The 24,257-nt window shown below is 54.9% G+C and carries 26 protein-coding genes; 1 reads left to right on the forward strand and 25 read right to left on the reverse strand.

Annotation, left to right across the window (positions count from 1 at the left end; genetic code table 11):
- The 25 genes from EGT74_RS20690 to EGT74_RS20810 all read right to left on the reverse strand — a co-directional run bounded on the left by EGT74_RS20690 (window position 1) and on the right by EGT74_RS20810 (window position 22,279).
- The gene (locus tag EGT74_RS20690; RefSeq protein ID WP_246008266.1) at window positions 1-1,191 is read right to left on the reverse strand and encodes a DUF2062 domain-containing protein; all 1,191 of its coding nucleotides are present in this window, start codon (window positions 1,189-1,191) and stop codon (window positions 1-3) included.
- Window positions 1,192-1,554 carry a hotdog family protein gene (locus EGT74_RS20695; protein ID WP_123848461.1) on the reverse strand — a complete coding sequence of 121 codons (363 nt, stop codon included), beginning with the start codon at window positions 1,552-1,554 and terminating at the stop codon, window positions 1,192-1,194.
- Window positions 1,554-2,153 carry a hypothetical protein gene (locus EGT74_RS20700; protein WP_123848462.1) on the reverse strand — a complete coding sequence of 200 codons (600 nt, stop codon included), beginning with the start codon at window positions 2,151-2,153 and terminating at the stop codon, window positions 1,554-1,556. The genes EGT74_RS20695 and EGT74_RS20700 overlap by 1 nt, the downstream gene beginning before the upstream one ends.
- Before the next feature lie 4 nt (window positions 2,154-2,157).
- Window positions 2,158-2,790: a LolA family protein gene (locus tag EGT74_RS20705; RefSeq protein ID WP_123848463.1), complete on the reverse strand. Its 633-nt coding sequence runs from the start codon at window positions 2,788-2,790 to the stop codon at window positions 2,158-2,160.
- Window positions 2,783-3,547 carry a polysaccharide deacetylase family protein gene (locus EGT74_RS20710; RefSeq protein WP_123848464.1) on the reverse strand — a complete coding sequence of 255 codons (765 nt, stop codon included), beginning with the start codon at window positions 3,545-3,547 and terminating at the stop codon, window positions 2,783-2,785. Before EGT74_RS20710 ends, EGT74_RS20705 begins: the two co-directional genes overlap by 8 nt.
- Window positions 3,541-4,593: a beta-ketoacyl synthase chain length factor gene (locus EGT74_RS20715; protein WP_246008267.1), complete on the reverse strand. Its 1,053-nt coding sequence runs from the start codon at window positions 4,591-4,593 to the stop codon at window positions 3,541-3,543. The genes EGT74_RS20710 and EGT74_RS20715 overlap by 7 nt, the downstream gene beginning before the upstream one ends.
- A 1-nt stretch (window position 4,594) precedes the next feature.
- On the reverse strand, window positions 4,595-5,785 hold the full coding sequence (locus EGT74_RS20720) for a beta-ketoacyl-[acyl-carrier-protein] synthase family protein (RefSeq protein WP_123848465.1): 1,191 nt from the start codon (window positions 5,783-5,785) through the stop codon (window positions 4,595-4,597).
- Complete coding sequence (locus EGT74_RS20725; RefSeq protein ID WP_123848466.1) at window positions 5,782-6,045, reverse strand: phosphopantetheine-binding protein; 264 nt, start codon at window positions 6,043-6,045, stop codon at window positions 5,782-5,784. Before EGT74_RS20725 ends, EGT74_RS20720 begins: the two co-directional genes overlap by 4 nt.
- Before the next feature lie 5 nt (window positions 6,046-6,050).
- Window positions 6,051-6,665, reverse strand: a complete 615-nt coding sequence (locus tag EGT74_RS20730) for a beta-ketoacyl-[acyl-carrier-protein] synthase family protein (RefSeq protein ID WP_123848467.1) — start codon at window positions 6,663-6,665, stop codon at window positions 6,051-6,053.
- The gene (locus tag EGT74_RS20735) at window positions 6,662-7,909 is read right to left on the reverse strand and encodes an NAD(P)/FAD-dependent oxidoreductase (protein ID WP_123848468.1); all 1,248 of its coding nucleotides are present in this window, start codon (window positions 7,907-7,909) and stop codon (window positions 6,662-6,664) included. Before EGT74_RS20735 ends, EGT74_RS20730 begins: the two co-directional genes overlap by 4 nt.
- A gap of 24 nt (window positions 7,910-7,933) precedes the next feature.
- Entirely contained in the window at window positions 7,934-9,001 is a 1,068-nt protein-coding gene (locus EGT74_RS20740; RefSeq protein WP_123848469.1) for an SAM-dependent methyltransferase, read from the reverse strand.
- 27 nt (window positions 9,002-9,028) lie between these two features.
- Window positions 9,029-10,150 (reverse strand): beta-ketoacyl-[acyl-carrier-protein] synthase family protein, encoded by a 1,122-nt coding sequence (locus EGT74_RS20745; RefSeq protein WP_123848470.1) that lies wholly within the window; start codon window positions 10,148-10,150, stop codon window positions 9,029-9,031.
- On the reverse strand, window positions 10,147-10,572 hold the full coding sequence (locus EGT74_RS20750) for an acyl-CoA thioesterase (RefSeq protein WP_123848471.1): 426 nt from the start codon (window positions 10,570-10,572) through the stop codon (window positions 10,147-10,149). Before EGT74_RS20750 ends, EGT74_RS20745 begins: the two co-directional genes overlap by 4 nt.
- Window positions 10,573-10,595: 23 nt before the next feature.
- The gene (locus EGT74_RS20755) at window positions 10,596-11,231 is read right to left on the reverse strand and encodes a hypothetical protein (RefSeq protein WP_148089633.1); all 636 of its coding nucleotides are present in this window, start codon (window positions 11,229-11,231) and stop codon (window positions 10,596-10,598) included.
- Window positions 11,232-11,239: 8 nt separating this feature from the next.
- Entirely contained in the window at window positions 11,240-11,662 is a 423-nt protein-coding gene (locus EGT74_RS20760) for a 3-hydroxyacyl-ACP dehydratase (protein WP_123848473.1), read from the reverse strand.
- A 15-nt stretch (window positions 11,663-11,677) separates the two neighbouring features.
- Window positions 11,678-12,349: an LpxL/LpxP family acyltransferase gene (locus EGT74_RS20765; RefSeq protein WP_246008268.1), complete on the reverse strand. Its 672-nt coding sequence runs from the start codon at window positions 12,347-12,349 to the stop codon at window positions 11,678-11,680.
- Between the two features lie 209 nt (window positions 12,350-12,558).
- Window positions 12,559-12,816, reverse strand: coding sequence for a phosphopantetheine-binding protein (locus EGT74_RS20770; protein ID WP_123848475.1), 258 nt, complete (start codon window positions 12,814-12,816; stop codon window positions 12,559-12,561).
- A 119-nt stretch (window positions 12,817-12,935) separates the two neighbouring features.
- Window positions 12,936-14,156, reverse strand: a complete 1,221-nt coding sequence (locus tag EGT74_RS20775; protein ID WP_123848476.1) for a beta-ketoacyl-[acyl-carrier-protein] synthase family protein — start codon at window positions 14,154-14,156, stop codon at window positions 12,936-12,938.
- Between the two features lie 81 nt (window positions 14,157-14,237).
- Window positions 14,238-14,966: a 3-oxoacyl-ACP reductase FabG gene (fabG, locus tag EGT74_RS20780; protein WP_123848477.1), complete on the reverse strand. Its 729-nt coding sequence runs from the start codon at window positions 14,964-14,966 to the stop codon at window positions 14,238-14,240.
- A 149-nt stretch (window positions 14,967-15,115) separates the two neighbouring features.
- Window positions 15,116-16,693 carry an HAL/PAL/TAL family ammonia-lyase gene (locus tag EGT74_RS20785; RefSeq protein ID WP_123848478.1) on the reverse strand — a complete coding sequence of 526 codons (1,578 nt, stop codon included), beginning with the start codon at window positions 16,691-16,693 and terminating at the stop codon, window positions 15,116-15,118.
- 244 nt (window positions 16,694-16,937) lie between these two features.
- On the reverse strand, window positions 16,938-18,224 hold the full coding sequence (locus EGT74_RS20790; RefSeq protein ID WP_123848479.1) for a hemolysin family protein: 1,287 nt from the start codon (window positions 18,222-18,224) through the stop codon (window positions 16,938-16,940).
- 25 nt (window positions 18,225-18,249) lie between these two features.
- Window positions 18,250-18,981 carry a ZIP family metal transporter gene (locus tag EGT74_RS20795; RefSeq protein WP_123848480.1) on the reverse strand — a complete coding sequence of 244 codons (732 nt, stop codon included), beginning with the start codon at window positions 18,979-18,981 and terminating at the stop codon, window positions 18,250-18,252.
- Window positions 18,978-19,553 carry a phosphatase PAP2 family protein gene (locus EGT74_RS20800; RefSeq protein ID WP_123848481.1) on the reverse strand — a complete coding sequence of 192 codons (576 nt, stop codon included), beginning with the start codon at window positions 19,551-19,553 and terminating at the stop codon, window positions 18,978-18,980. The genes EGT74_RS20795 and EGT74_RS20800 overlap by 4 nt, the downstream gene beginning before the upstream one ends.
- The gene (locus EGT74_RS20805) at window positions 19,553-20,302 is read right to left on the reverse strand and encodes a class I SAM-dependent methyltransferase (RefSeq protein WP_123848482.1); all 750 of its coding nucleotides are present in this window, start codon (window positions 20,300-20,302) and stop codon (window positions 19,553-19,555) included. Before EGT74_RS20805 ends, EGT74_RS20800 begins: the two co-directional genes overlap by 1 nt.
- Window positions 20,303-20,308: 6 nt before the next feature.
- The gene (locus EGT74_RS20810) at window positions 20,309-22,279 is read right to left on the reverse strand and encodes an LTA synthase family protein (RefSeq protein WP_158618243.1); all 1,971 of its coding nucleotides are present in this window, start codon (window positions 22,277-22,279) and stop codon (window positions 20,309-20,311) included.
- A gap of 191 nt (window positions 22,280-22,470) precedes the next feature.
- Here EGT74_RS20810 and glmM point away from each other — a divergent pair, with 191 nt between their 5' ends.
- The gene (gene glmM / locus EGT74_RS20815) at window positions 22,471-23,853 is read left to right on the forward strand and encodes a phosphoglucosamine mutase (RefSeq protein WP_123848484.1); all 1,383 of its coding nucleotides are present in this window, start codon (window positions 22,471-22,473) and stop codon (window positions 23,851-23,853) included.
- Window positions 23,854-24,257: the final 404 nt, after the last annotated feature.

The following is a 24,257-nucleotide window of genomic DNA, read 5'->3' on the forward strand; positions in this document are numbered from 1 at the left end:
TTAAGGGTTGCGTTTTTTCCGGAATGCCGCCAGCAGGGCGTACGATATGCCCCAGGCCAGCAGTCCCGCCGCCACCGCCAGCGTAATACTGCCGGTCACGTACTGGAAAATGTTCTGCCACATCGATTCCACCGTCAGGCTTTTGCTGAAGATCACCCAGGTGGCGTCTTCCTTCACATACAGCCGGCCCGTCATAAAACTCAGGTACACGATCACCGGTATCATCGGCGGGATGCTGATATTGGCCGCGATGATCACCAGCGCCTTGTTGAGGCGCAGCAGCGCCGCCATCACCAGCCCCACGATCATCTGGAAGCCCCAGATGGGCACAATGCCCATAAACACCCCGAAGCCGATGCTCAGGGCTTTGGTGGCGTTGCTCTCTTCCGGCGTCAGCAGCTGCTCGCGCACGAGTTGCCGCAGGCCGCCTTTCGAAAAAATGAAGCGGATGAAGTTGCGGGGATGGATGTATAAAAAGGCGATGGTCACCAGTACCGTATTCAGCACACTGATGCGGGAAAAATCGCGGAAAGGCCGGAAATGCGATACCCGCTCTTCCGCCGGCGGATAATACACCTGCACGGGCACCCATTCTATTTTAATGCCGCGCCATGAGCTTTTCACCAGCACTTCGATCTCGAATTCGTATTTGGTGCAGATGAACCACATCTTTTTCATGGCATGCAGCGGGTACAGGCGGTAACCGCTTTGCGTGTCGGGGCCCTTCAGCCCGGTTTCCACGTAAAACCAGAAGTTGGAGAACTTGTTGGCGAAGGTGTTCTTACCCGGCATGTTCTCCTGCTGCAGGTTGCGCGCGCCGATGAGGATGGCCCTCGGCTTTTCCCTTACCTTATCGAAAAACGCCGGAAGATCGCTGGCGTAGTGCTGTCCGTCCGCATCGATGGTGATCACGTAATCGTAGCCGTGCGCCATGGCGTATTTGAAACCTCTGCGCAGGGCGATGCCCTTGCCGCGGTTGGGTTGATAGGCCAGCACGTTCACCTGCGGGAACTCCGCCAGCACCTGCGCCGTATGGTCGGTAGCGCCGTCGTTCACCACGATCACATGGCTGGTATAGGCTAACACATTCCGCAACACTTCGCCGAGGGTGCCGGCGTTGTTGTAAGTAGGTACCATCACACAGATTTTCTGCGTGCTGCACTGCGAATCGTATGGAGCGGTCTGCATCATTTATTTAAAAAGCCCCTGGAATTTCAGGAACACCGTAGCGTCGTGTTTGATAACGGCGTTGGCTTTGACACCTTCTTCCGTTGTTTCGTATTTGATCTCAACGGTCACCTGCGGCGTCTGGCGCGGGTCGATCATGTTGAGGAACTTCATATTGGCGGCTTTTTTTACCAGCAGGTTCCGGCCCGTAACGCCGCTCAGCAGCTCCTGGATGGTTTGCATCATACAAACGCCCGGCACCACCGGCTGGTCGGGGAAATGGCCCTTAAAAATGGCATGGTCGCCATTCCAGGCAATGGTGGTGTGCACCACCTGCGCTTCAGGCTGCTGTTGTGCGATGACGGTATAAAATTTTCCTGCTAACATTATTTGTACACGCGTTGTGATGAAATATTGAATTTTACTTTTTTGTGCTGCACGAGGATACTGTCCGGCAAACCGTTCTTATAGTTCGTCATGAACACTTCCACCACCGGTTTGCGCCCGCCGTTCTCCACCCGCACCAGCTCCCGGCAGTCCATTGTGGTGATGTAATAAATATCGCCTTTCTGCAGTGGATAGGCCGTGTAGCGGTATCGCCCGTCGGTGAAAAACGTGGCGGTGGCGGTATCCTGGCGCATCAGTATCATCCCGAGATCTTTCCGCAGGGTTTTCACCACGGCTTTTTTATCCATTTTCGGCAACACGTAGTGTTTGGTGAAACGGCCGTCTTTCCCGAACTCGAAATCGAAAAACTTGATGCCGGTTTCCGTGAGGAACACCACGCGCATGCTGCCGTTATCCATCGGTTTGAACAGCAGCAGGCCGGAAAAGTGATGTTTCAGCACATCCACCTGCGTATTGTAGAGCACCGTGCTGTCGAACCGCGGGCGGAACGGAGCGATGCAATCCGCATTCCCTTCCGTGCGCTGCAGGGAACGGTAGGCGGAGCCGCAGGAGGCCAGCAGGCACAGCAACGCCGGCAAAAGGCTATTTAAGCGCAAACAGTTCATCGGGTATGGCTACGTTCGTTTCCTTCTGCACGAAACTGATCACGGTATCGTCGCCGGACCGCTCATGCATGGTGATTTTCACAACAGACAGGTCTTTTTTATCCACCAGCAGGTCTATCGACGCAAAAAAATCTTTCATGCCTTTGGCCACCGGCGTCATCTGCAGCAGGTACGACTGCGGGCTCTCCAGCACCTTGGCCGAAAAGTCCTTATTCCCCAGCACATTCCCCTGCACGCAGTCGGCGGTGATTTTGCTGATCTGTTCGAACAGTTTATTGCCGCTGGCCGATATATTTTTATCCGTGCGCGCATCCTTGATACGGAAGTTTTTCCCGTTGATCACCATCAGGTAATACGTGGGGGATGCATATTCCATGCGCACCTTATTTTCTTTTTTGAACCAGAACTTCCCTTTGCTCACCACCTTTTCAGACAGCATGCTCAGGTGTTTTTCCTGTACAAAATCGCTTTTGATCGTCTGGGTCTGCTGCGCGGCTTTTGCGAACTGCTGTTTGAACAGCTCCACATTCGCCACAGGCGTAAAACCCTTTTGCGCCGCGGCCTGCAGCGCCCATACCAGACAACATCCTAATAACATCCATCTACGCATAAGCCGGTATTTTTAATAATTCATCGAGCCGCTTCAACACGTACCCTTCCCGCTTCAGCTGTTTGATGAGGGCGGGCAGGATTTTGGCCGTGGCGGCGGCGGTATCGTGAAAGAGGAAAATATCGCCGGGCGATATTTTGCGGGTCACTCTTTCGAATAATTGATCTTCTTCTTTGATAACGGTATCGAGCGAGCGGATGCTCCAGCCTACGGGCGTGAACCCGCCGGCCTTCACCGCACGCGCCAGCATGGGATTGGTAACCCCATAGGGAGGCCGGAACAGCAGGGGTTTAACACCCGCAGCGGCTTCGATGGCATCGTTGGCTTTTTGCAGTTCCTGCTTCATTTTCGAAGTGGGCAACAGGTCGAACAGCGTCTGGTGCGCATAACTGTGGTTACCGATCAGGTGGCCTTCTTCATGCGCGCGCCGCACCAGTCCGGGCGCCTCCGCCACGCGGTTGCCTATGAAAAAGAATGCGGCAGGCACCTGCTGCGCTTTCAGAATGTCGAGTATCTCCGCGGTGCCGCCGTTCACCGGCCCGTCGTCGAAACTGAGCGCTACCGCTTTTTCGCCGCCGGCGCCTTTGCACAGCACGTTCATGTAATAGTTGGAACCGACGTTGATGGCGCCCCAGGCATCGAGGCCGAGTTTGGCCAGCAGCACGGCGGGAAAGGCCAGCCAGAAATTCACACCGAGCAGCACCAGTGCCGCCATTACGGCGATAGCAACATATGTGACCACCCAGTGTTTCAGCATGCCTTCAACAGTATTAAAGCGTGATGGGTAGTATGCTGGTGATTCCAGATGAGTATCGTACGGGGTTGCTCCGGCGCTTCGCCTTTGAACATGGCCGCAGCAGGCACCTGCCCGTTTTGCAGGGCTTTCACGGCCATCCACAGACCGAATGCCGCAGCGGTAGGATATTCGCCGCAGAAGTGTTTGAACGCCGCCACGGGCTGCTGCGGGAACAGCTGCTGTTCGATGACGCCGTAATACGCATCGCCTTTCGCATCGCCGTTCCTCCCTGTTATCAGCAGGTCGATATCGGCCGGCTTCAGGCCGTGGCGTTGCAGGAAACGCTGGATGTGCATGGCAGTTTCATCGGCGGAGGAGGGTTTGTACAACATCTCCACCCCTGCCAGCTCCGCTTTGGACTGTTCGTTTTTTTCCGCGCCCAGCACAAAAAAAGCGGCGCCTTCGCCGGCCATCGTACCGGGCGTGCCGGAATGCAGTAATGCGGCCGTACTTGTATTTTTATACAACCCGAACCGCGATAAAATGCTGTGGGAATAATCGGTGATCTCGTCCACCGCGCCGGCGAGAATTTTACGCGAAGGGTCTTCGTGCAGGAACAGCAGGCTGTCCTGCAAAGCGTTCTCCAGCGAAAAAGCGCCGTGCACGAACGTATTGTTATAGGCATGGCAGCCGAGCATGAGCGCGATCTGCCCGCCAACGGTGTTATGGGTGCTTTGAATGAAGGCGGTGGGGGTAAGCATGTCTTCCCGCTGCGTCACCAGTTTGTTCAGGAACACGCCAGTATCGGCAAGGCAGCCGTAGGCGGTGCCCATGATGATGGCGTCCGGCAGGGTGATGCCGGCATCCTGCAGGCTGATATGCGAAGCGCCTACGCCCATTTTGATCACCCGGCCCATACGGCGGATCTGCTTGATGTCGATCCACTGTTTGTAATCCGGGTCGGCAACGGGCAGGCGGTTCCCTTCGTATTCCCGTATGCCGGTGGGGAATGCGTTGCTATCCTGTGCGGATATACTGCCGGTGCCCTGTATATATGCTTTCATCATTTTATTTCGAAAAAACCAGGCTTGAACAATTACCGCCGAACCCGAACGAATTCGACATCACATGCCGCAGCGCCTGCCCGCGGGAAAAAGTGGTTTCGGGCGTAAACGCCAGTTCCTTCATCGGGGTGGTGAATTGTGCGTTCGGATAAATGAGGCCGGCATGCAGGGCGTACGCGGCAAATACCGCTTCTATGCCGCCGCTGGCGCCCAATGTATGTCCGGTAAAACTCTTTGTGGAGCTCACGGGCGGAAACGCCGGTGCGAACAACCGCGCGATGGCAAGGCCTTCGGAGCTGTCGTTGTTTTGCGTGCCGGTGCCGTGCAGGTTGATATAACCGATATCGCCCGGTTCCAGCCCCGCCATGTCCAGCGCGCCTTTCATGGCCATAAAATTGCCGGTGCCTTCGGGCGAAGAGGCGGTTTGATGGTACGCGTCGTTGGCGTTCGCAAAACCGCTCAGTTTGCACCAGGGTTTGATCTGCGCCGCCAGCCGGTCGGATACCAGTACCACGTAACCCGCGCCCTCGCCCAGGTTGAGGCCGGTGCGGGTATCGTCGAACGGCCGGCACTTCTGCTGGTCGAGTATCATCAGGGTATTGAAACCGTTAAGCGTAAACCGCGTCAGCGAATCGGTGCCGCCGGCGATCACCACATCGAGCATGCCGCTGCGGATCATGCGCGCGCCGTACATCAGCGCGTTGGCGCCGGAAGAACAGGCCGTGCTGATAGTGCTTACGTGATGACGGATGCCCAATGCATCGGCCACCAGTTCCGTGATGCTGCCGCATTCGTGGTGCACCACTTCGCGGAGACGGCCGCCGGCCGCATTTTCGAGGAAAGCCTCCATAAAATGCTCCGTTTTGTCCATCCCCCCTACCGTATTGGCCGATACCAGGCCTGCGCGGTAGCTGCTGATGTCGCCCAGCCCGGAACTGTCCCACGCGGCTTTGGCGGCAATCATGCTCAGCAGCGCCGTACGGCTCCAGTGAGCAGGCATGCCCGCCATGGCGGCGAGCGTTGCATTGTCTGCCTTTACTTCCACCACGGGAAAGGTGTTCGCATGTACGGACTGCAAATGCTGCATCGTGCCCATGCCCGGCTGCATTTTTTCAAATGCCTCCAGGCACGCGGCCAGGTCCATCCCGATGCCGCAGATCAATTCTCCGCCTGCTATCCACACCTGTTCACTCATCCCTGCCTGCTTTTTTCAGCGGTGATATATTCCGCCATGGTGCGAACGGAATAAAAAATATTCGGGCCGTCTTCCGGGTTGGCGATCCGGATGTTGTGATATTGCTGCAACAACACGATCAGCTCCAGCGCATCGATCGAATCGAGACCCAGGCCTTCTTTGAACAAAGGCTGGTCGTTCCCGATATCTTCCGGTTTTACTTCCTGCAAATTCAACTGCTGAATGATCTGGGCTTTCAGATCTGCCATCAACTTTTCCATATATATTATCTGTACAATTTTTCTGTTTCTTCGGCCGTAAACGGCACTGCCGCACCGCGCGGCTGTTTCTCCACCAGGTACAGCGCGGCTTCGTAGCCGTCGTGGTACTGCTCCACCCAACCGCATACCGCCGCCTGTATGATGCCCGCATCGAGCAGCTGCCGCACGTAACCGGCGATGAAAGGGATGTCGAACGTTTCGGTAATGAAAAACGCGTTTTCGCCCTTGAATTTGTGGCGTATGCTGATCTCCCCGATCACGATGTTGGGAAGGGTGTATACGAACAAAGCGGGACTGGCGATCTCCTTCACCGTATCGAAATACTTTTCGTCGGTATCGAGGCTGCCGCTGGTATTGGCGAGTATCACGCCGGTATCTTCCGGTGCGTACGCTTCCATCGGCACGTCCTGCAGCAAAATTTCGGTGGCGGCCCAGCCCAGTTTGCTGAGCAGGTCCATCTTGTGGAACTTGGGGTACTGCCCGCTGAAGCGGTCGTACAGGCTGCGGAGAAACTCCGGGAGGCCTTCCCCTGTTCCTTCGAATATGCGCGCACCGTTTTTCACCACCGTTTGCCGGCGGATGATGCAGGAGGATGTGATATAGGCGTTTGCGTTACTCAAGCCGGTGAATTTAATTTTTCCGTCAGTTCAATCAGCCGCGCCAGGCGCTTCAGCGCGTCCTCATGGTTCTCTACATAAGGATTGCCCTGATCCCACACATACCCTGCCAAAACGGAACAGATCTGCCGCTTGATCACCGGGTCGGGGTTCTTGCTGAAGAAGATGGTATCGAGCGTACCTTCATACCAGGCCAGTACGTACGAACGGAACACGTTCACGCCCTGCATGGTGGGTACCATATAATCTTTTTCCCAGTCTACCTGCCCGCCCTGCAGCTTTTTGATCACCAGGTGCGCAGCGGTTTGTGCAGACACGGTGGCCAATGTTACGCCGGAGGAGAAAATCGGGTCGAGGAACTCGGTCACGTTGCCGGTGAGCACAAAACCATCGCCGTAGAATTTGTCGGTGGTGGCGGACCAGGCTTCGAGCACTCTCGGCTCGAACGCAAAGTCGACGCCCCGGAAACGCTCGCGGGTATGGGGCTCGGCTTCGAGCATGGCGCGGAACTGTTCTTCACGCGTACCGCTATACTGGTCGTGGTAGGTATGGTCGCCCACAAAACCTACGGACGTGATGCCGGTGGAAAAAGGAATGATCCAGATCCACACGCCTTTCTGATGCACCACGGCCGTGATGCGGTTGGGCTCGTCGGCCATGGAACGGCGCACGTCGTGCGTATGGGCGAACAGCGCCTTGCGCGGCTGCAGCACGGAAGGTTTATCGAGGCCGAACAGCTTCGGGATAACCCGGCCATAGCCGCTGCCGTCTACTATAAAACGGGCTTCGATCTGTTTTTTGTTGCCGTGGATATCTTCCACGGTAGTCACAGAATCGGAGCCGAAGAATTTGATATCGGTGACGGTTGTTTCATATTCAACCGGTACGCCCATTTTTTCCACCGTGTCGGCCAGCGTTTTGTCGAAGTCCGCGCGGGGTACCTGCCAGGTCCAGGTCCAGCCGGGCGTATGCTGGTCTTCAAAGGTGAAGTCGCAGATTTTGCCGTCTTTGACGAACTTGGCGCCGAATTTTTTCTGGAATCCTTTTTCGGCAACGGCATCAATGAATCCGGCTTCCGTAAGGGCGTCCATACAACGCGGCAGGAGGCTCTCCCCGATCACGAACCGCGGAAATTTCAGCTTCTCCACGATCTTGACGGAGTAACCGGCTTTGTTGATAATGGATGCGGCCACGGTTCCTGACGGGCCTGCGCCGATAACGAGTACATCCACCTTTTCAGTTTGCATAAGATTTGGGATTTGAATGAACAACTATGCTTTCACGCATCTTAATAAAGTATAACTCAGCCCCACGTCGTTGTTCTCGAGCACTACCTCGAGGCCGGCGGCGCGGATGCAGTTGAAAAAGTCGTCGGTATGGTACATCTGGCTGTTGCCGTTGGCGATGGCGGTGAAGTACAGCGACGTCTGCTGGAGGCAGAAGGCGGCCGACTTGAACTGCTGTTTGTTCCAGAACGGTTCCAGGATGAAGATGCTGCCCCCTTCGTTGAGCGCTTCGCGGCAACGGCGCAGGATGCTGATGATCTCCGCTTCCGAGAAACAGTCGAGGAACTGGCTCATCCAGATCACATCATATCCCTGCGCGAAAGGCTGGCTTTCGTCGAGGATGTTGGTGATATAAAAATCGATACGGTCTTCCAGGCCGGCTTCCGCGATATTTTTCTTTGCCACGTTTACCTGCGCGGGCAGGTCCACGATGGTCACATGTACGTCTTCGTTGTAGCGTGCGCAGGCCATCGACCATTTGCCGGTGTTGCCGCCGATGTCGAGCAGTTTTTTGGGCTTTTGTTCGAACACGATCGGGAGCACCGCCGGGAAGGCGAGGTCGGAATAATAGTGGTCGAAGTTGAACCAGCTGGTGCGCGCCGGCTCGGGCAGCAGGGAAAGGCCGGGATAGATGGTTTCCCATTCGCCGAGCTCCTTCAGGCCGAGGGGCTTGCCTTCGGTCAGACTGTCCTGCAGGTGGTACATGGCCTTGTAACATACGTCCGCTGAAAAGTCCATATTGATACGGGTGAGCGTATCGTTGAGGATGAAGAACCCGGTTTTGGTGAGGGTATATCTTTTATCGTTGATGATCAGCATTTCGAGGCCCAGCCCGGCTTCCAGCAGTACCCTGGCGGAATAGCGGGAGAGTTTCACTTTTTCGAGGATGTCTTCGATGGTGACACCCTGCGTACCGCTGTCCGCCACTACTTTCAGAATGCCCAGGTCGCGCAGGGCTTTGGAAGCCTGGAAGGCGATGGGGGCAAATGCCAGCCAGAGGGCCTGTTCCTTGGCCTGCAGGGCGGTTTTCGTTTCCTTGGTAAAAAAGTTCATGTTGCGGTATGCGTTTTTTTAAATGATTTACAATGTCACTTTGCTGAACACCATGGCCGCATTACACCCGCCGAAACCGGAAGTGGTTTTGAGGTAATGCTCCATGGGGCGGTGCAGGGGCAGGCCGCTCACCTGTAAAGGGAGGCTGGTGCCGGACTGCTGGAAACCGGCTGTGCCGGGTACCACGTTGCCGTACATGCTGTGCATGCCGGCGATGGCTTCAATGAGGCCGGCCGCACCGAGGGTGTGGCCGTAATGACCTTTGAAACTGTTGACCGGCACATTTTCCAGGCCGGCCAGGTGGAAAGCTTTGGCTTCCATTTCATCGTTGTACAGGGTGGCGGTGCCGTGCGCCGAAACGAAGCCGATGTCGGCCGGTTGCAGCCCGCTGTTGCCGACGGCTTTGCGGATGGCGCCCGCCAGTTCCTCCCCGGTGCGGGAAGGGCCTGAAATATGATTGGCATCGTTGCTGGACGCCCCTTCGCCAAGGCGGGTAACGGTTCCTGCAAGCAATGTTTTATCCTTGGTTAAAATGACCGTGCCTGCGGCTTCCCCGAGCGTAACACCCTTGCGGGCGGCATCGAAGGGGCGGCAGGGCTCGTCGCTGACAGCCTGGAACGACTGGAAGCCGGACAGCACGAACGGCGTGAACACGTCAGCGCCCGTCACCACGGCATGATCGTACCGGCCGGAGCGGATAAGGCGCTGGCCGATGAGGATGGCCAGCAGGCCGGAAATACAGGCGTTGCTGATCACCAGGGGTTTGTTTGCGGCGCCGAAAAAGGCGGCGACTTTCGCGGCCGTATCGTACAGGCGAAGGGTTTCCAGGTGCCCCTCTTCCAGTAAAGCGATATTGCCTTTGGTGGTGGAAACGATCAGTGCGGTACGCTCGTTTTGCAGGCTGATGCCGGTTTGCGACAACGCGTCCTGCATGCTCAGTATCAGCAGCTGCTCAAAACGGGTACTGGCCTGCAGTTGTGCCGCCGCTGCAAGCGGCGCCAGCAATTCGTCCGGTATCACCGCCCCGAAGTATCCTCCCGGCTGGCGGCTGATGCCCGTTACGCCGTTGCGCACCTGCCCGAAGTTCGAGCGGGAAGTGGCCCCCAGCGGCGATATGATGTTATCTGCAGCTACAAAAACGTCCATCATTCCACACCCCACTGTTTTTTCCACTCCGCAAAAAATGCGGGAATGGTCAGTTGTAACATTGATGCCTCCTTGTCCAGAAACACCTGCACGGAACTACCGGTGCACACCACTTCGCCCGTTGCCTTGTTGTACAGGGTGTAGTCGAAACAGATCTTGGCGGCCTCGGTATTCATATATTTTGTTTCGATCACCACCGTATCACCGTACCGCAGCGGCCGCTTGTAATTGCAGCTCACATTCACCACCGGCACCGTGTAACCGTAATCGAAAATATCCAGATAACGCAACCTGTATCTAGCGCCGAAGGATTCACGCCCGTCTTCGAAATACCGGACATAGTGGCCGTGCCATACGATGCCCAGGGGATCTGCTTCATTAAACCGGATGACTACTTCCGCACGGTCGCTCAATACAGGTTGCATGTATATTTTTAAATGATTGAAAATTATCCGCCGTAAGTGGATTTCCACTCTTTGTACTTCTTCTTCTTGATCTCGTCGATCATCTTCTTGATGCCGGTGAGGTATACGTTGGTATAACCGAAGCCCATGCCCAGGCCACCTTCCACACGGTCGGTGAACAGCACTTTTTTGGCTTTCATGTCCACCAGGGTCACGAAACCGGATACTTCTTTTTTCGTTTTGTTGAAACCGTCCATTACGATCAGGATGCCGATGCCGGTTTTACCTTCGAAGTCGAAACCTTTTACGAGGGCGGTCACGTCTTCGGGTTTCATGGACTGGTAGTCGTCGGAGTCGTCAGACTTCACCTTGTCCGCATCGATCTTGGCGTTGCGTTTGTTCACGGGGCCGAGCGCCGTGCCTACTTCCTCCCTGTCGAAAGCTTCGGCGATGTCGAATTTTTTCGATTCGTTCACCACTTTCTGATTGATGTTGGGGTAGTGATTATCCACTATTTCGTCCACCTTGGCGGCCGCATCCCCAATAATACGGGCTTTGGTAAAGTCCAGGCCCAGGTAGGTGAGTTTTACCGATTTGTCGAACACATCTTTCGCTGATTGCGCACTGGCAGCCGAAACGCTCATTACCAGAGCCAGCAGGGGCATTACGATTTTCTTCATTTTCATTGTTATTTAGTTTGGGATACAAAAATTTTCATATCGCATTGCGCCAGCAGCCTTCCCTCCTGCTTCACGCTGCCGTGCACCACGGTGGCGTTGAACACTTCGTGTTCGATCACGATTTCCGTTTCGAGGCTGGTACCCGCCTGCGGCAGTTCGATCACCTCCAGGTTCTGGATGGCGCCGATGAACCCCAGGGGCACGGGTACGTTTTGCTGTCTGGCCAGGTAACCGACACGGGCCGCCGCGGTCTGGGCGATGTTTTCCACCAGCCCGGGCGCCTGCAGCAGGCCGCCTTCTACAAACACATTATCCGCAGCGATATCGAAACCGGTGCGGATATTTTTCTCCCCTGCTTCGAGCAGGCGACTGATCATCACAATGGGCGGGCGCTGGGGGATGTATTCCGTAATGTCTTCTTTGTTGATCATATTATGTTATGCGTGTCAGTCCTTGGACCAAAAATCGTAATAATTAAACCATTGCAGCGGGTATTGCTTCACTTTTTCTTCCATCACCTGCACAAAGTCGCCCATCGCCTGTTCCAGCCCGCCCTGCTTGGCGCCGGGGTACGTTTTCGGCGGCGTCCCGTATAAATGATAATGGGTGGCGGTTTCCTTGAATGCGAATACAAACGAAACCGGCACCCTGAATGTTGCGGCCAGCAGGAAAGGCCCCATCGGAAAACGGGCCGCTTCTCCCAGGAAAGGCATCTCCATCGTTTTGTTGCCTTCCAGGAAACGGTCCGCGTGCATGCACACCAGTTCCCGCTTGCTCAGCGCATCGTGGATGGCGTAAATATGCGATAAATCGTCCTTTAAAACAATGACATTTACATGCCTTCCGCCCGTTACCCCGGCCAGGTAACTTTTGATACGCTCATGCTCCCCGTCGAACATCACGATGTTGATACGGGTGTTCAGCCGGGTGAACAGGTGGCCGGCCACCTCCCAGTTGCCCAGGTGAGCGCTCAGCATGATGCCCCCATGCTGGCCGGATACCAGCTGATGGAGGTTTTCCTCGCCGTCGAACTCGAAAGTGAAACGGTTCGGAAGGTTGGCCATCACCACAATCTTGTCTATGAGCGTTTGCCCGAACACGTAATAGTTGCGGTACACGTTGCATAGCGCCTGAAAGCGGCTCTGGCGTATCTTATAACGAAAATACTGATAAATGGACCGGGATGAGCGATAGGAGAAAAGGCAGTAGTAACATGCAACAAATCCCAGGAGAAAATAAGCCGGCCGCACTCCTCCATATCGCAATACACCAATAAAGATCCGATACCCCAGCTTATTTCCTTTGGACTTACCCTGCCAGGAAGGCATTATACCAACTCTTTTTGTTTAACACGGGCAATTACGTAATCATAGAAATCCTGGAAGGTAACAATACCCTGGAAGTCTTCAGGCTTCACTTTGAACCCGAAATTACTTTCAATGGCCACCACCAGGTCTATATAGTCCAGGCTATCCAGCTCCAGGGTAGCCTTGAGGTCTGCCCCGGGGGTTATGCTTTCCGGAGCAACTTCAAATTCCTCCGCCAGAAAAGCGTTCGTTTTTTTGATAATGTCGTTAATTTCCATAAAAAGTGTGTTCCAGATATAGGTTGATTCAACAATTCAGCATTTCCCGTTCTCTGCGTTTATGGGGCGTGCTCCGGCAAAATTATACAAAATCCCTTACAGGACGTTCATATAAGGATTTACTGCCATTTCCGCACCACGAGGGAGGAGTTTGTACCTCCAAAACCAAAAGAATTAGACAAAAATATATTAAAATTTTTATTAATTGTATTGGTAACGATATTTAATTTGGCGGAATCCTCGTCGGGGTTCTCAAAATTAATGTTGGGGGCAATGAAATCGTGCTGCATCATCAGCATGGAATACACGATTTCGCTGGCGCCGGCCATCCAGCATTCGTGCCCGGTCATGCTTTTGGTGGAGCTCACGGGGGTATGCGAACTGCCGAACACCGCATCGATGGCCCTGGCCTCGCTGGCGTCGCCGGCGGGGGTGGAAGTGGCGTGGGCATTGATGTAGCCGATGTCTTTGGCCTGCAGGCCGGATTCTCTCAGCGCCATTTCGAGGGAGCGCATGGGGCCCTCCACGCTGGGGTTGCTGATATGGGCGCCGTTGCTGGAAAACCCGTATCCCAGCACTTCGCCGAGAATGGGCGCGCCGCGGCGCTGGGCGGATTCGAGGCTTTCGAGGATAACGGTGGCCGCCCCGCCGCTGGGCACCAGCCCGTCGCGGTCACGGTCGAACGGGCGCGACGCTTTGGCGGGCTCGTTTTCCCGCACGGAAAAGGCGGCAATGGCGTCGAAATTGCCCATCGCGTATTTATTCACTTCCTGCGCGCCGCCGCAGATCACGGCATCCTGTAAACCATTGCGGATAAACATATAGCCGAGGCCGATGGCATGGCTGCCGCTGGCACAGGCGGCGCTCACGCTGAAATTGACGCCTTTGAGCTTGAAAATCGTGGCCAGGTTCATGTTCACGGTGGAGTTCATGGTCTGGAACACGGAGCCGGAGCCCACCAGCATGGTATCGTGCTTTTCACGGATGATGTCGGTGGCTTCAATGGTGGGTTTGGCGGAACTGTCGTTGCCGAACAGCAGCCCCACCTCGCGGCTGTCGAGATAATCCTGGTCCATCTTCGCGTTGGCGAGGGCTTCGCGGGTCGACATATAGGCATATTCCGCCTGCTCCGGCATCATCAGCCGGGCGCGGCGGTCGAGCAGGCCCTTCAGTTCCGGCCGGGGCAGAGCGCCCGTCAGCCCGGAACGGTACCCGAAATCCTTCCGCTCCGCATCCAGCACAATACCGGAACGGCCGCGGAACAACGACTCGCGTACTTCCTCGAGGTCCTTGCCGATGCAGGAATAAATACCAATGCCTGTTATCACTACTCTGTTCATGTGCTTTAAGTCTTAATTGCCGCTCATATGCATGCGGGCCCAACAATTATTGAAACGAACTTTCCGGCAGCCACCCCTATATCAGGAATACAGCCCGCCGTTGATATTCAGCACTTCTCCCGTAATGTAGGAGGCTCCTTTCGACGCAAAGAAAGAAACGGCTTCGGCCACTTCTTCCGCCGTACCGAAACGCTGCATGGGCACCATGGCCGACAGTTCCTTCTCGGGCAATCCTTCCGTCATATCGGTTTTGATGAAGCCGGGGGCAATGGCGTTCACGGTCACGTTCCGTTTGGCCACTTCCTGGGCCAGCGCCTTGGTAGCCCCGATGAGACCGGCCTTGGCGGCGCTGTAGTTCACCTGCCCGGGCGTCCCTTTCAGGCCGGAGAGCGACACCATGTTGATGATACGGCCGTAACGCTTCAGCAGCATCCCGGTGAGCACCTGCTTGGTGACATAAAAAAAGCCGTCGAGGCTCGATTCCAGCACGCCTTTCCACTTTTCGGAGCTCATCTGGAACATCATCATATCTTCCCGGATGCCGGCGTTGTTCACCAGCACCTCGATCTGTTTGTCTTTATTGGCTTCTATCCACGCGCCCAGCACCTGCTGCACCTCATCTTCCTTGCCTACATTGAACTGCAGCAACGTACCATCCGACCCCTTGGCCTTCACGGCCGCGAGCGTTTCCTCGGCAGCCGCCGTATTGCCTTTGTAATTGATCAGGATATGGTATCCCTGTTCCGCCAGTTTAATACATACCGCCCTGCCTATTCCCCGGGAACCGCCTGTTATCAATGCGCATTTCATCACTTATTTGTCTTTTTATTGGTCGAATGGCACCTTCGGTGTCATCTGTGGTTATTTGTCTTGTTTATCGGCCAGATGGTACCTGGCGGGTTCATCCGTAGTTGTTTGATTTGTCAGGTCCCGGTTGCTGCTTCGTTTATCCCGCTGCGTTACTGTACGGAGCTCTTCTGCCGTTTGCCGGTTTTCGTTTCGGTTACAACGGAAGGTTCGTTCCGCATCAGGTATGCCTTGATCCGCTGTACGTCGGCGTAACGGGGAGCGTCGTCTATAAATTTAGGGAAAATCGCCCGTACGTCCTGGTAGATCCTGCGGGAGAAACCGGCCAGCTTATCCTGACAGTTCAGGTAATCCACGGCCTGCAGCAGGGTCATGATCTGCACGGTAAGCACCTCGAACGTGTTTTCGATCACCTTGTACGTCATCTGCGCGGCGTTGCAGCCCATGCTCACGATGTCCTGGTTGTCGTTGTTGTTCGGAATGCTGTGGATGTACATCGGGAAACTCAGCGTCTGGTTCTCGGCCACGGTAGAGGTGGCGGTGAACTGCACGCCCTGCATGCCGAAGTTGAAGCCCAGTTTGCCCAGGTTCATGAACGGCGGGAACTTGTGGTTCAGCTTGTCGTTCAGCAGGTAGTTCAGCTGGCGCTCGCTGAGCATCGACAGTTTGGTCATGGCGATCTTCACCTTGTCCATTTCCAGGGAAATGTAGTCGCCATGGAAGTTACCGCCGTGGTACACGTTCTGGTGGCGGTGGTCCACTACGGGGTTGTCGCTCACGGAGTTCAGCTCTCCCACCACGATGGTTTCCGCATGCACCAGGGTATCGTAGATGGGCCCCAGGATTTGCGGTACGCAGCGCAGGGAATAGTATTCCTGCACTTTATCTTTAAAAATCTCTTCTTCCAGTTCTTTATACAGATGGTCCGGCCGGTGCCTGATCATCTTGCTGCCGTTCAGCATGGCGCGCATCAGTTCGGCCACCGCGTTCTGGCCGGCGTGTTTTTTCACCACGTTCAGCTCGTAGCTCAGGTGATCGTCGAACGCTTCCACCACTTCGTTGATCATGGCGGAAAGGGCGCAGCTCCACATCAGCAGTTTACGCGCTTCGATGATGTTCACAAGGGCGATGCCCGTCATGGCCGAGGTACCGTTGATCACGGCGAGGCCTTCGCGGATGTGCACCTGCATGGGTTTGAGGCCCAGCTGTTTGTACACTTCGGCGGCGGGACGGATCTCTTCTTCATACAGCACGTTCCCTTCGCCGATCAGCGCATGGGCCAGGTGGGCCAATTGCACCAGGTCGCCGCTGGCGCCTACGCCGCCGTGCTCGTATATGCAGGGGTAAATGTTATGGTTGATGAGGTCGCGCAACAGCTGTACCGCTTCCGGATGCACGCCGGAATGCGCCTGCATGAAACTGCTCAGGCGGGCGATCATGAGGCTTTTGGTGAGCACCGGCGCCAGGCATTTGCCTGCCCCCGAGCTATGGCTGCGGATAAGGTTGTATTGCAGCTGGAAAGTATCCTTCTCCGGGATGCGGTATTGGGCCATGGGGCCGAACCCGGTGTTAATGCCGTAAATGAGCTTTTTGGCGGAAAAAGCTTTCAGAAACTCGAAATTCTCTTTAACCTGCTGAACGGCAGCCTCTTCCAGCACCAGCTCCTCTCCTTCAAACAGCACCCGATGCACTTCTTCAAGGGAAAGCATCTTACTTCCTAGAACGACCATTATATTAAATTAAATTATTTGATGATGTAAAAAAGTGCCCAAAATTAGTATAAAGATGTTTTTTTTCTAATATTCTCCTTAAATATTTTTGGACAGATTACACGGTACCTGCCTGGCATTCATTGATTTACTCCTTTCTGATGAGGTCTCCGGTCTTTTTTTTTAAACAAACGGTTAGTTGTGACATAATACCTTAAAACGCTGCCCATCCATTGGAAGGGCAGCGTTTCACGATGTAAATGTATTACTCTTCTTCAATATTTTCAGGGGGCGTCACCAATATTTTGTCGATGCGGTGGGCATCCATATCCACAATTTCGAAGGTAAAATTGCGCCATTCCAGTTTTTCGCCCGTTTGGGGAATATGTTCGAGATGATGGAGGATGAAGCCGGCCAGGGTGTCGAATTCCTGCTCGAATTCGGCCATCTGGTCTTCCATATCAAATTCGCTGAGAAAATCGTAGAAGGGTATCTGGGCGTCGATGAGGTACGACCCGTCGTCGCGCTTCACCATGTTGTAATCGTCCTGCCCGGTTTCCGGCATATCGCCCACGATGGCTTCGAGGATGTCGTTCAGGGTGATCATGCCGAGGAAAGTACCGTATTCGTCCACGATAAAGGCGGCATGTATCTGCGTTTCCTTGAACTTTTCGAGCACCTGGTAGGCGGTGTTGTTGTCGGGGATGAAGAGGGGTTTCTTCATGATGTCTTTCAGCACGGCGAGGTTACCGGCGGCATAGAGGTCCTTGATGGTCAGGATGCCCTTGATATGGTCGATCTGCCCGTCGCACACGGGATATACGGAGTGCGGGGCGGCTTTGATCTTGCGTTTGTAGCTTTCGCCTTCCTCGCTGACGTCGAGCCAGATGATGTCTGTCCGGTGGGTCATGAGCGAGGTGATGTTCCGGTCGCCGAGGTGGAACACGCGCTCGATGATCTCCTGCTCGGTTTCCTCGATGGCGCCTGACGAGGTGCCTTCGCTGATGATGGCCTTGATCTCCTCTTCCGTGACGTTACTGTCCGAGGTGCGCTTCAAACCGGTAATACGCACCAGTACGTTGGTGGACCGGCTCAACAGCCATACGAACGGAAAGGTGACGCGGGAAATGAAGTACATGGGCTGGGCCAGCACTTTGGCGATCTTTTCGGGGTTGGCCAGGCCGATACGCTTCGGGAACAGCTCCCCCAGCACGAGGGTGAAATAGGTGATGGCGATAACCAGCAGCGCGGTAGCGATGCCGTTGCTGTAAGGCGCAAACAGGGGAATGGTGTCGATGAAACCTTTCACATCCTCCTTCAGCTGCTCGCCGGAGTACAGACCCGTTAAAATACCGATCAGCGTAATGCCGATCTGTACGGTAGAGAGGAACGTATCCGGGTTATTGGACAGTTTCAGTGCTACTTTGGCTTTTTCGTCCCCTTGCCTGGCTGCGTTTTCCAACCGCACTTTGCGGGCAGATACCAAGGCTATCTCCGCCATTGAGAAGATACCGTTGAGCAAAATAAGGACGAGGATAATGACGACTTCCATAATATATGAGCCTAAAAATAAAAAATTATTCAAATATCAGCGTAACAAATGCCAAAGCGATGCCGGCGGCGATGGCCAGTATCTTCCTGCGGCTCAGTTCGTGGTGTTTGGTGCCGCTTTCGTAAAAGATCGTGGTGGAAATATGTAAAAACGCGCCGATCACCAGCGCTACCAGGTAAATGAGCGAATCGGTGACTACGTGGAATTCCCGGCCGAGGGAAGCCGCAAGGATGGCGGACAGCGGCGTGATCACTGAAAAAATGAGCAGGATGCGCCACAACTGCCCCTTGGTTTGATGGGCATGCAGCATCACCGTGATCAATGTGAGCGCTTCGGGCACTTTATGCGCCATCACGCCCAGCATCAGCGAAGGCAGGGCGGATTTGTCTTCATAATGAAAGCCCAGCGGAATACCTTCCATAAAGGCGTGAATCGACAGCCCGATGAGCAGCGGCATCACGGCCACATGGTGATGGTTGCCATCCGGCAGGTGGGTATGCCCGTGCTCCATGCCATGGCTGAGCTGCTGCAGGAACACCTGCAGGAAAAAACCGAGCACGATGTAAATGCCGGCGGAATGCCCCAGTTCGTGGTACACTTCGGGCAGCAGGTGCATGATGGTGATGCCGAACAGGAACGCGCCGGTGAATGCCAGCAGGTAAATGGGCAGGTTGGGGTGAACGCGCTTGACCAGCATGGGAATCATGCCCCCGCCGATGGTAGCGGCCAGTATGAGTATCAGGTATGTAATGTTCATGTTGTTTTTTCCAGCTCCAGTCTGATCCTTCTTTGAAAAAATCCGCCGCTCAGCAGGCCGGCCAGTATTCCCAGCAGGGCGCCCCCCAGTATGTCAGTGGGGTAATGCACCCCTACGTACACCTGGGAATAGCCGATGATGGCCGCCCAGAAGAAAAACAGCCAGGCCCATTTTCCGATCTGTGGCCTTAAAGTTAAAAAAGAAAACATCGCCAGGCCAAAATGGTTGGCGGCATGGGAAGAAGTAAAGCTGCCGCTCATGGGGCAATATGTCACCAGCACGCGCACATAGGGCGCAATCAGCGGGTCGCGGCAGGGCCGCAGCCGGGCCACGGCGTCTTTGAAAAACATGCTCGACTGGTCGGTAAGGGCAAAGGTGACGATGAAAAACACCATCCAGAAAAATCCCCGCCATTTATAGTTGTACACCACAAACACCGCCAGAAACAGGTACAGCGGCGCCCAGAAATAGGGCTCCCGCATCCAGGGCAGCAGAAAATCAAGGAAACCGTTGTTCCACTTGCCGTTGATATAGAAGAAAAGCTTCAGGTCCCAGGTGAGCAGCGTTTCCATTAGCCTTTTATTTTTTGGGCAATCATGACCAGCCTCGGAGAATGCTGCTCATCAAATGCATTAAAATGATAATCCCCGAAAACATCCGTGATCTCCATGCCCTGCATGGCGAACATCTCTTCGAAGTCCGTGCGGGAAAAAGCACTGACGCTTTCGGTGTATTCGTGGCGGAGGAGCTGTTTTTTATCGAGGATGTTGATCTGTTTGAGGAATTTGCCCCGGGCCATTTCGCGGCGGATGTCGAACACCACGTTGTCTTTTTCCTTCACTTCATCTACCACCAGGTGGGCGGCCACATACACGCTGTTGAGATAATCGAGCACCAGCCGGCCCCCGGGCTTCAGTGAATTGGCCAGCGTGCGCAGGGCGTTTTCGTTTTCGTGCCGGCTCTCGAAATAACCGAAGCTGGTGAAGAAGTTAAACACCACGTCGAAGTAGTTGATGCGGAACGGCAGGCGCATGTCGTGCTGGAAAAAACTGAGATGGTCGTTCTCGAGCTTGCGCGCGGCGGCGATGCTCTCTTCAGACAGGTCGATGCCGGTTACGTTGTAGCCTTTGTCGGCCAGGTATTTGGCATGCCGCCCCTTCCCGCAGGCCACATCGAGCATGGTGGCGCCCGGCGAGGGGTGCAGGTAATCCACCAGCTTGTCTATGAACGACGCCGCCTCCTTCTCATCCCGGTTGCTGTACAGCAGGTGATAATAAGGAGAATTAAACCAGTCTTTGAACCATTGTTTCGTGACTTCCATTCGCTGCTACTTCTTGTTATTAAACATCAAATATCGGGCGCTTTCGTAAAATCCGCGCGTTAAGTTATCCATATCACGCGCCAGCCCGGGATTTTGCTGCGCCACATTCTTCAGGGCGTCGGCTTTCAGGTCGTACAGCCCGGTATGGCCGGTCTTCGAATCCACTTCGTACAGGTATTGCCCGTTGATGGCGCCCATATAGGTGCCTCCGCCCCGCACGTACTGGATGAAGGCAAAACGTTGTGCCGCCCCCGTTGTATCGGTGAGGTCGCGCCCCAGGGTGTAATTGGTGTAAGGCATGCCCACCATCCCGGCTACCGTGGGGTACACGTCGAGCAGGCTCCCGGCGCGCTGCACCCGTTGCGGGGCCAGCGTTCTGGGATTGTACACGATGCACGGCACATGCGTCACATACGTGGCCATCTCGAATTCGGGGATGGGCATGAACTGATAGGCGTCGAGCCGGGCGCTGTGGTCGCCGAAAAATACAAAAATGGTATTGTCGAGGTAACCCGATTGTTTGGCCAGTTTCATCAGGTGCCCGATGTTGTAATCGAGGTAACGCAGGGCGTTGAACTGGTCGATGTTCACAAAACCGGAAGCCTTCAGCTGTCTGGCGTCTATTTCCCTGCTGGTGAGTTTTTTGAAGTCGCCCGCCCCGCTGGTGGTGGTGTAGGGCTCGTGGTTGTCGGCCGTTTGCAGGAAGGCCACGAACGGCTTTTTGCTGTCGTGCGCCTTTTTGAAGATCTCGTCCGCTTCGGTGATCAGGTCGTAATCGGCTACGCCCCACACGTCGGCTTTGGGGGCTTTGAAATATCCTTCCTCGAAAATCTGCAGGCCTTCCACGTTGTTGGTGAACACGGCGCGGATATTGGCCCAGTTGGTATTGCCGCCCAGCAGGTAATATTTTTCATACCCTTCGAACTGGTCCATCACCACCCGCTGGTCTACAATGGCGGGGTTGCGCGAGGCGGTTTTGACGCGCACCACGTCGGGCAGGCCGGTGGTTACCCCGAACACCGTGCGGGCGGTGCTCATGGCGGGCACATAAAAGTTTTCGTACAGCACGCCCTGGTCCGCCAGCTGCTGGAGGTTGGGCGTGGCCTGCATGGGGTTGCCGAACATGCTGGTCATGGAAGCGCCCACCGATTCCATCATCACGATGATGATGTTCTGCTTCGGTTTGGACGCGTCGCCCGGCACGCTCCGGGAAAATTTGAGCGTCTTCGCGTCGGGCTGCTCCACACCGAGGTACCCGGCGATGTAAGGATAATATTTGCGGGTGGCCGCTTCGTCGAAAGTGTCGGCCTGGAGGTTGAAATTGGCCGCAAAGTGCAGCACGGGGTTGAGGGCGAGGCTGGTCACCGCGTTATCGCGCGTGAACATGGCCTGGCTCCAGCGCAGCGGGAAGTAGGCGAAGTTGCCGTAGATGCCGGCGCCGAACAGCACCACCATCAGCACCACCCAGCCGGCATACCCCCAGGGGCGCACGGGCGTCCCTTCTTTCCCTGCGTAACGGCGGTAGATGCTGCGGTAGGAAAAACGGATGAAGGTCATGAGTACAACCATCCCCAGCAGCCCCCACACCACGGGGTAACTTTCCCACATCATGCGCGCGTTGGTGGCCCTTTCACCGGATGCCAGAAAACGGGTCACGGAAGGCTCCAGCCGGATGCCGAGGTAACTGTAGTGCCCCAGGTCGATCACGTAAAAGAGGGTAAGCAGCAGGTATATGATGAAAAAATACCAGAAATTAATCCTGCGCAGCGCGCCGGTGCCGAACAGCCGGTCGCGCGCCACAACGGCAATCAGCGCCACGGGAATCATGATAATGAGCGCCAGCCGCATGTCGAACTTCAGCCCGAGGTACCATGCTTTTGCGATGATGCCGGATTCCCGGATGGTGCTGGAAAAGAAGAAAAAAAAGAAGATCAGCCTGAAAACCACCAGAAAGCCAAACAGGTATAGGGTTTGCATGAAGATATACCGAATGTATCTGGGAATGCGAGACCAAATATGACTCATTATATTCTCTTAAAATTTTATACGTAGCTGCAAATATAGTCTAAAAGCCGCAACAAGCGGCCTGAAGCTTGTACATGCTAAATTAACAGGGTGATTAAAGATTGAATCGATTATCTTTGCCTTCCTAAAAAAATCCAACAATTGTGGCACTGATTAAATCAATTTCGGGTATTCGTGGAACGATCGGCGGCAGGCCGGGCGAAGGTTTATCTCCGCTGGACGTGGTGAAGTTCACCGCCGCTTACGGTACATGGCTGTTACGGCAGAACGCTGAAAACAAAAAAGTAGTGATCGGCAGAGACGGGCGCATATCCGGAGAAATGGTCAAAAACCTGGTGGTATCCACACTGAACGGCCTTGGCATCGACGTGGTGGACCTGGACCTGAGCACCACGCCTACGGTGGAAATAGCCGTAAAAATGGAACAGGCCGCAGGCGGTATCATTCTCACCGCCAGCCACAACCCCAGGGAGTGGAATGCGCTCAAGCTCCTGAACGGCGAAGGCGAATTCATTTCCGGCGCAGACGGCGCGGAAGTGCTGGAACTGGCCGCCAACGAAGATTTTGTATTTGCGGACGTATCCAAACTGGGCACTTACCGTAAAGACGATTCTTACCTGCAGAAACACGTGGACCTGGTGGTGAATTACCCCCTGGTAGACGTGAAGGCCATCAAAGCCTGCAACTTTAAAGTAGTGGTAGACGCCGTGAACTCCACCGGCGCCATTTACGTACCGGCCCTCCTCAAGGCGCTGGGCGTGGCGGAAGTGGAAGTGCTCTTCGGCGAAGTGAACGGCAAGTTCTCCCATAACCCGGAGCCCCTCCCCGAAAACCTCACCGCGCTTTCCAACGAAGTCAATAAATCCGAAGCCGATTTCGGCATTGCAGTGGACCCCGATGTGGACCGCCTCTGCTTTGTATGCGAAGACGGCAGCATGTTCGGCGAAGAATATACCCTGGTGGCCGTGGCCGATTACGTGCTGAAGCACCGTAAAGGCAACACCGTGAGCAACATGAGCTCCACCCAGGCCCTTAAAGACATCACCCTCAAGAACGGCGGCGAATACCATCCCTCCGCCGTTGGCGAAGTAAACGTGGTGACCAAGATGAAAGCCGTGAACGCGGTGATCGGCGGCGAAGGCAACGGCGGCATCATTGTGCCGGACCTGCACTACGGCCGCGACGCCCTCATCGGCATCGGCCTCTTCCTCAGCCACCTGGCCCAGAGCAAAAAGAAAATGAAAGCGCTGCGGAACTCCTACCCCGACTATTTCATTTCAAAAAACAAGATCGAACTGGATAAAGGCATCGACGTAAAGAACATCTTCGAGAAAATCAAGGGCAAATACAAGAAGCAGCCCCAGAATACCGAGGATGGCCTGAAGATCGAATTCGACAAAGACTGGGTGCATCTGCGCACGTCCAACACCGAACCGATCATCCGCATCTATGCCGAAAGCCATAATGAAACAACGGCCGATAACATCGCCCGGAAGATCATGCAGGATATCAAGGAGTTCATTTAACGGACGCCTTTCAACGAACGGAAAGCCCCGGCAGCAACGCCGGGGCTTTTTTATGCCCGGCCCCTTTACCCCGTTACTGCGCTGCCCCGAAAACACCGCCCCTTCGATGACAAAATTACCCGCCCGCCCCCGCTGAAAATGTGCATGAGTGCAGAAAAAATGTGCATGAGTGCAGAATATGGGAGGATTTGCCACGGCCGGCATGACAGCCCGCCCGGGCCGGAAATTGTGCACGAATGGACAAAGATTTGATCTGAGTGGAGATTCAGCGGGTAAAAGACGAACCTACAACGAACCTACACTGGGGGAATAACGAACCTACGCCCAAAAGGGAAGATTCGTTGTAGGTTCGTTGAAGGTTCGTTGTAGGTTCGTCTTTTACGGTGCGGCGAGCCTGATTCGTC

Origin of the sequence: Chitinophaga lutea (assembly GCF_003813775.1) — a bacterium.
Lineage (GTDB): Bacteria > Bacteroidota > Bacteroidia > Chitinophagales > Chitinophagaceae > Chitinophaga > Chitinophaga lutea.

Bases quoted from the DNA above. Each gene is read 5' to 3' on its own strand.
- EGT74_RS20690 (WP_246008266.1), bottom strand. From the start codon at position 1,191: ATGATGCAGACCGCTCCATACGATTCGCAGTGCAGCACGCAGAAAATC.
- EGT74_RS20695 (WP_123848461.1), bottom strand. From the start codon at position 1,554: ATGTTAGCAGGAAAATTTTATACCGTCATCGCACAACAGCAGCCTGAA.
- EGT74_RS20705 (WP_123848463.1), bottom strand. From the start codon at position 2,790: ATGCGTAGATGGATGTTATTAGGATGTTGTCTGGTATGGGCGCTGCAG.
- EGT74_RS20710 (WP_123848464.1), bottom strand. From the start codon at position 3,547: ATGCTGAAACACTGGGTGGTCACATATGTTGCTATCGCCGTAATGGCG.
- EGT74_RS20715 (WP_246008267.1), bottom strand. From the start codon at position 4,593: ATGATGAAAGCATATATACAGGGCACCGGCAGTATATCCGCACAGGAT.
- EGT74_RS20720 (WP_123848465.1), bottom strand. From the start codon at position 5,785: ATGAGTGAACAGGTGTGGATAGCAGGCGGAGAATTGATCTGCGGCATC.
- EGT74_RS20725 (WP_123848466.1), bottom strand. From the start codon at position 6,045: ATGGAAAAGTTGATGGCAGATCTGAAAGCCCAGATCATTCAGCAGTTG.
- EGT74_RS20735 (WP_123848468.1), bottom strand. From the start codon at position 7,909: ATGCAAACTGAAAAGGTGGATGTACTCGTTATCGGCGCAGGCCCGTCA.
- EGT74_RS20740 (WP_123848469.1), bottom strand. From the start codon at position 9,001: ATGAACTTTTTTACCAAGGAAACGAAAACCGCCCTGCAGGCCAAGGAA.
- EGT74_RS20745 (WP_123848470.1), bottom strand. From the start codon at position 10,150: ATGATGGACGTTTTTGTAGCTGCAGATAACATCATATCGCCGCTGGGG.
- EGT74_RS20750 (WP_123848471.1), bottom strand. From the start codon at position 10,572: ATGCAACCTGTATTGAGCGACCGTGCGGAAGTAGTCATCCGGTTTAAT.
- EGT74_RS20755 (WP_148089633.1), bottom strand. From the start codon at position 11,231: ATGAAGAAAATCGTAATGCCCCTGCTGGCTCTGGTAATGAGCGTTTCG.
- EGT74_RS20760 (WP_123848473.1), bottom strand. From the start codon at position 11,662: ATGATCAACAAAGAAGACATTACGGAATACATCCCCCAGCGCCCGCCC.
- EGT74_RS20770 (WP_123848475.1), bottom strand. From the start codon at position 12,816: ATGGAAATTAACGACATTATCAAAAAAACGAACGCTTTTCTGGCGGAG.
- EGT74_RS20775 (WP_123848476.1), bottom strand. From the start codon at position 14,156: ATGAACAGAGTAGTGATAACAGGCATTGGTATTTATTCCTGCATCGGC.
- fabG (WP_123848477.1), bottom strand. From the start codon at position 14,966: ATGAAATGCGCATTGATAACAGGCGGTTCCCGGGGAATAGGCAGGGCG.
- EGT74_RS20785 (WP_123848478.1), bottom strand. From the start codon at position 16,693: ATGGTCGTTCTAGGAAGTAAGATGCTTTCCCTTGAAGAAGTGCATCGG.
- EGT74_RS20790 (WP_123848479.1), bottom strand. From the start codon at position 18,224: ATGGAAGTCGTCATTATCCTCGTCCTTATTTTGCTCAACGGTATCTTC.
- EGT74_RS20795 (WP_123848480.1), bottom strand. From the start codon at position 18,981: ATGAACATTACATACCTGATACTCATACTGGCCGCTACCATCGGCGGG.
- EGT74_RS20800 (WP_123848481.1), bottom strand. From the start codon at position 19,553: ATGGAAACGCTGCTCACCTGGGACCTGAAGCTTTTCTTCTATATCAAC.
- EGT74_RS20805 (WP_123848482.1), bottom strand. From the start codon at position 20,302: ATGGAAGTCACGAAACAATGGTTCAAAGACTGGTTTAATTCTCCTTAT.
- EGT74_RS20810 (WP_158618243.1), bottom strand. From the start codon at position 22,279: ATGCAAACCCTATACCTGTTTGGCTTTCTGGTGGTTTTCAGGCTGATC.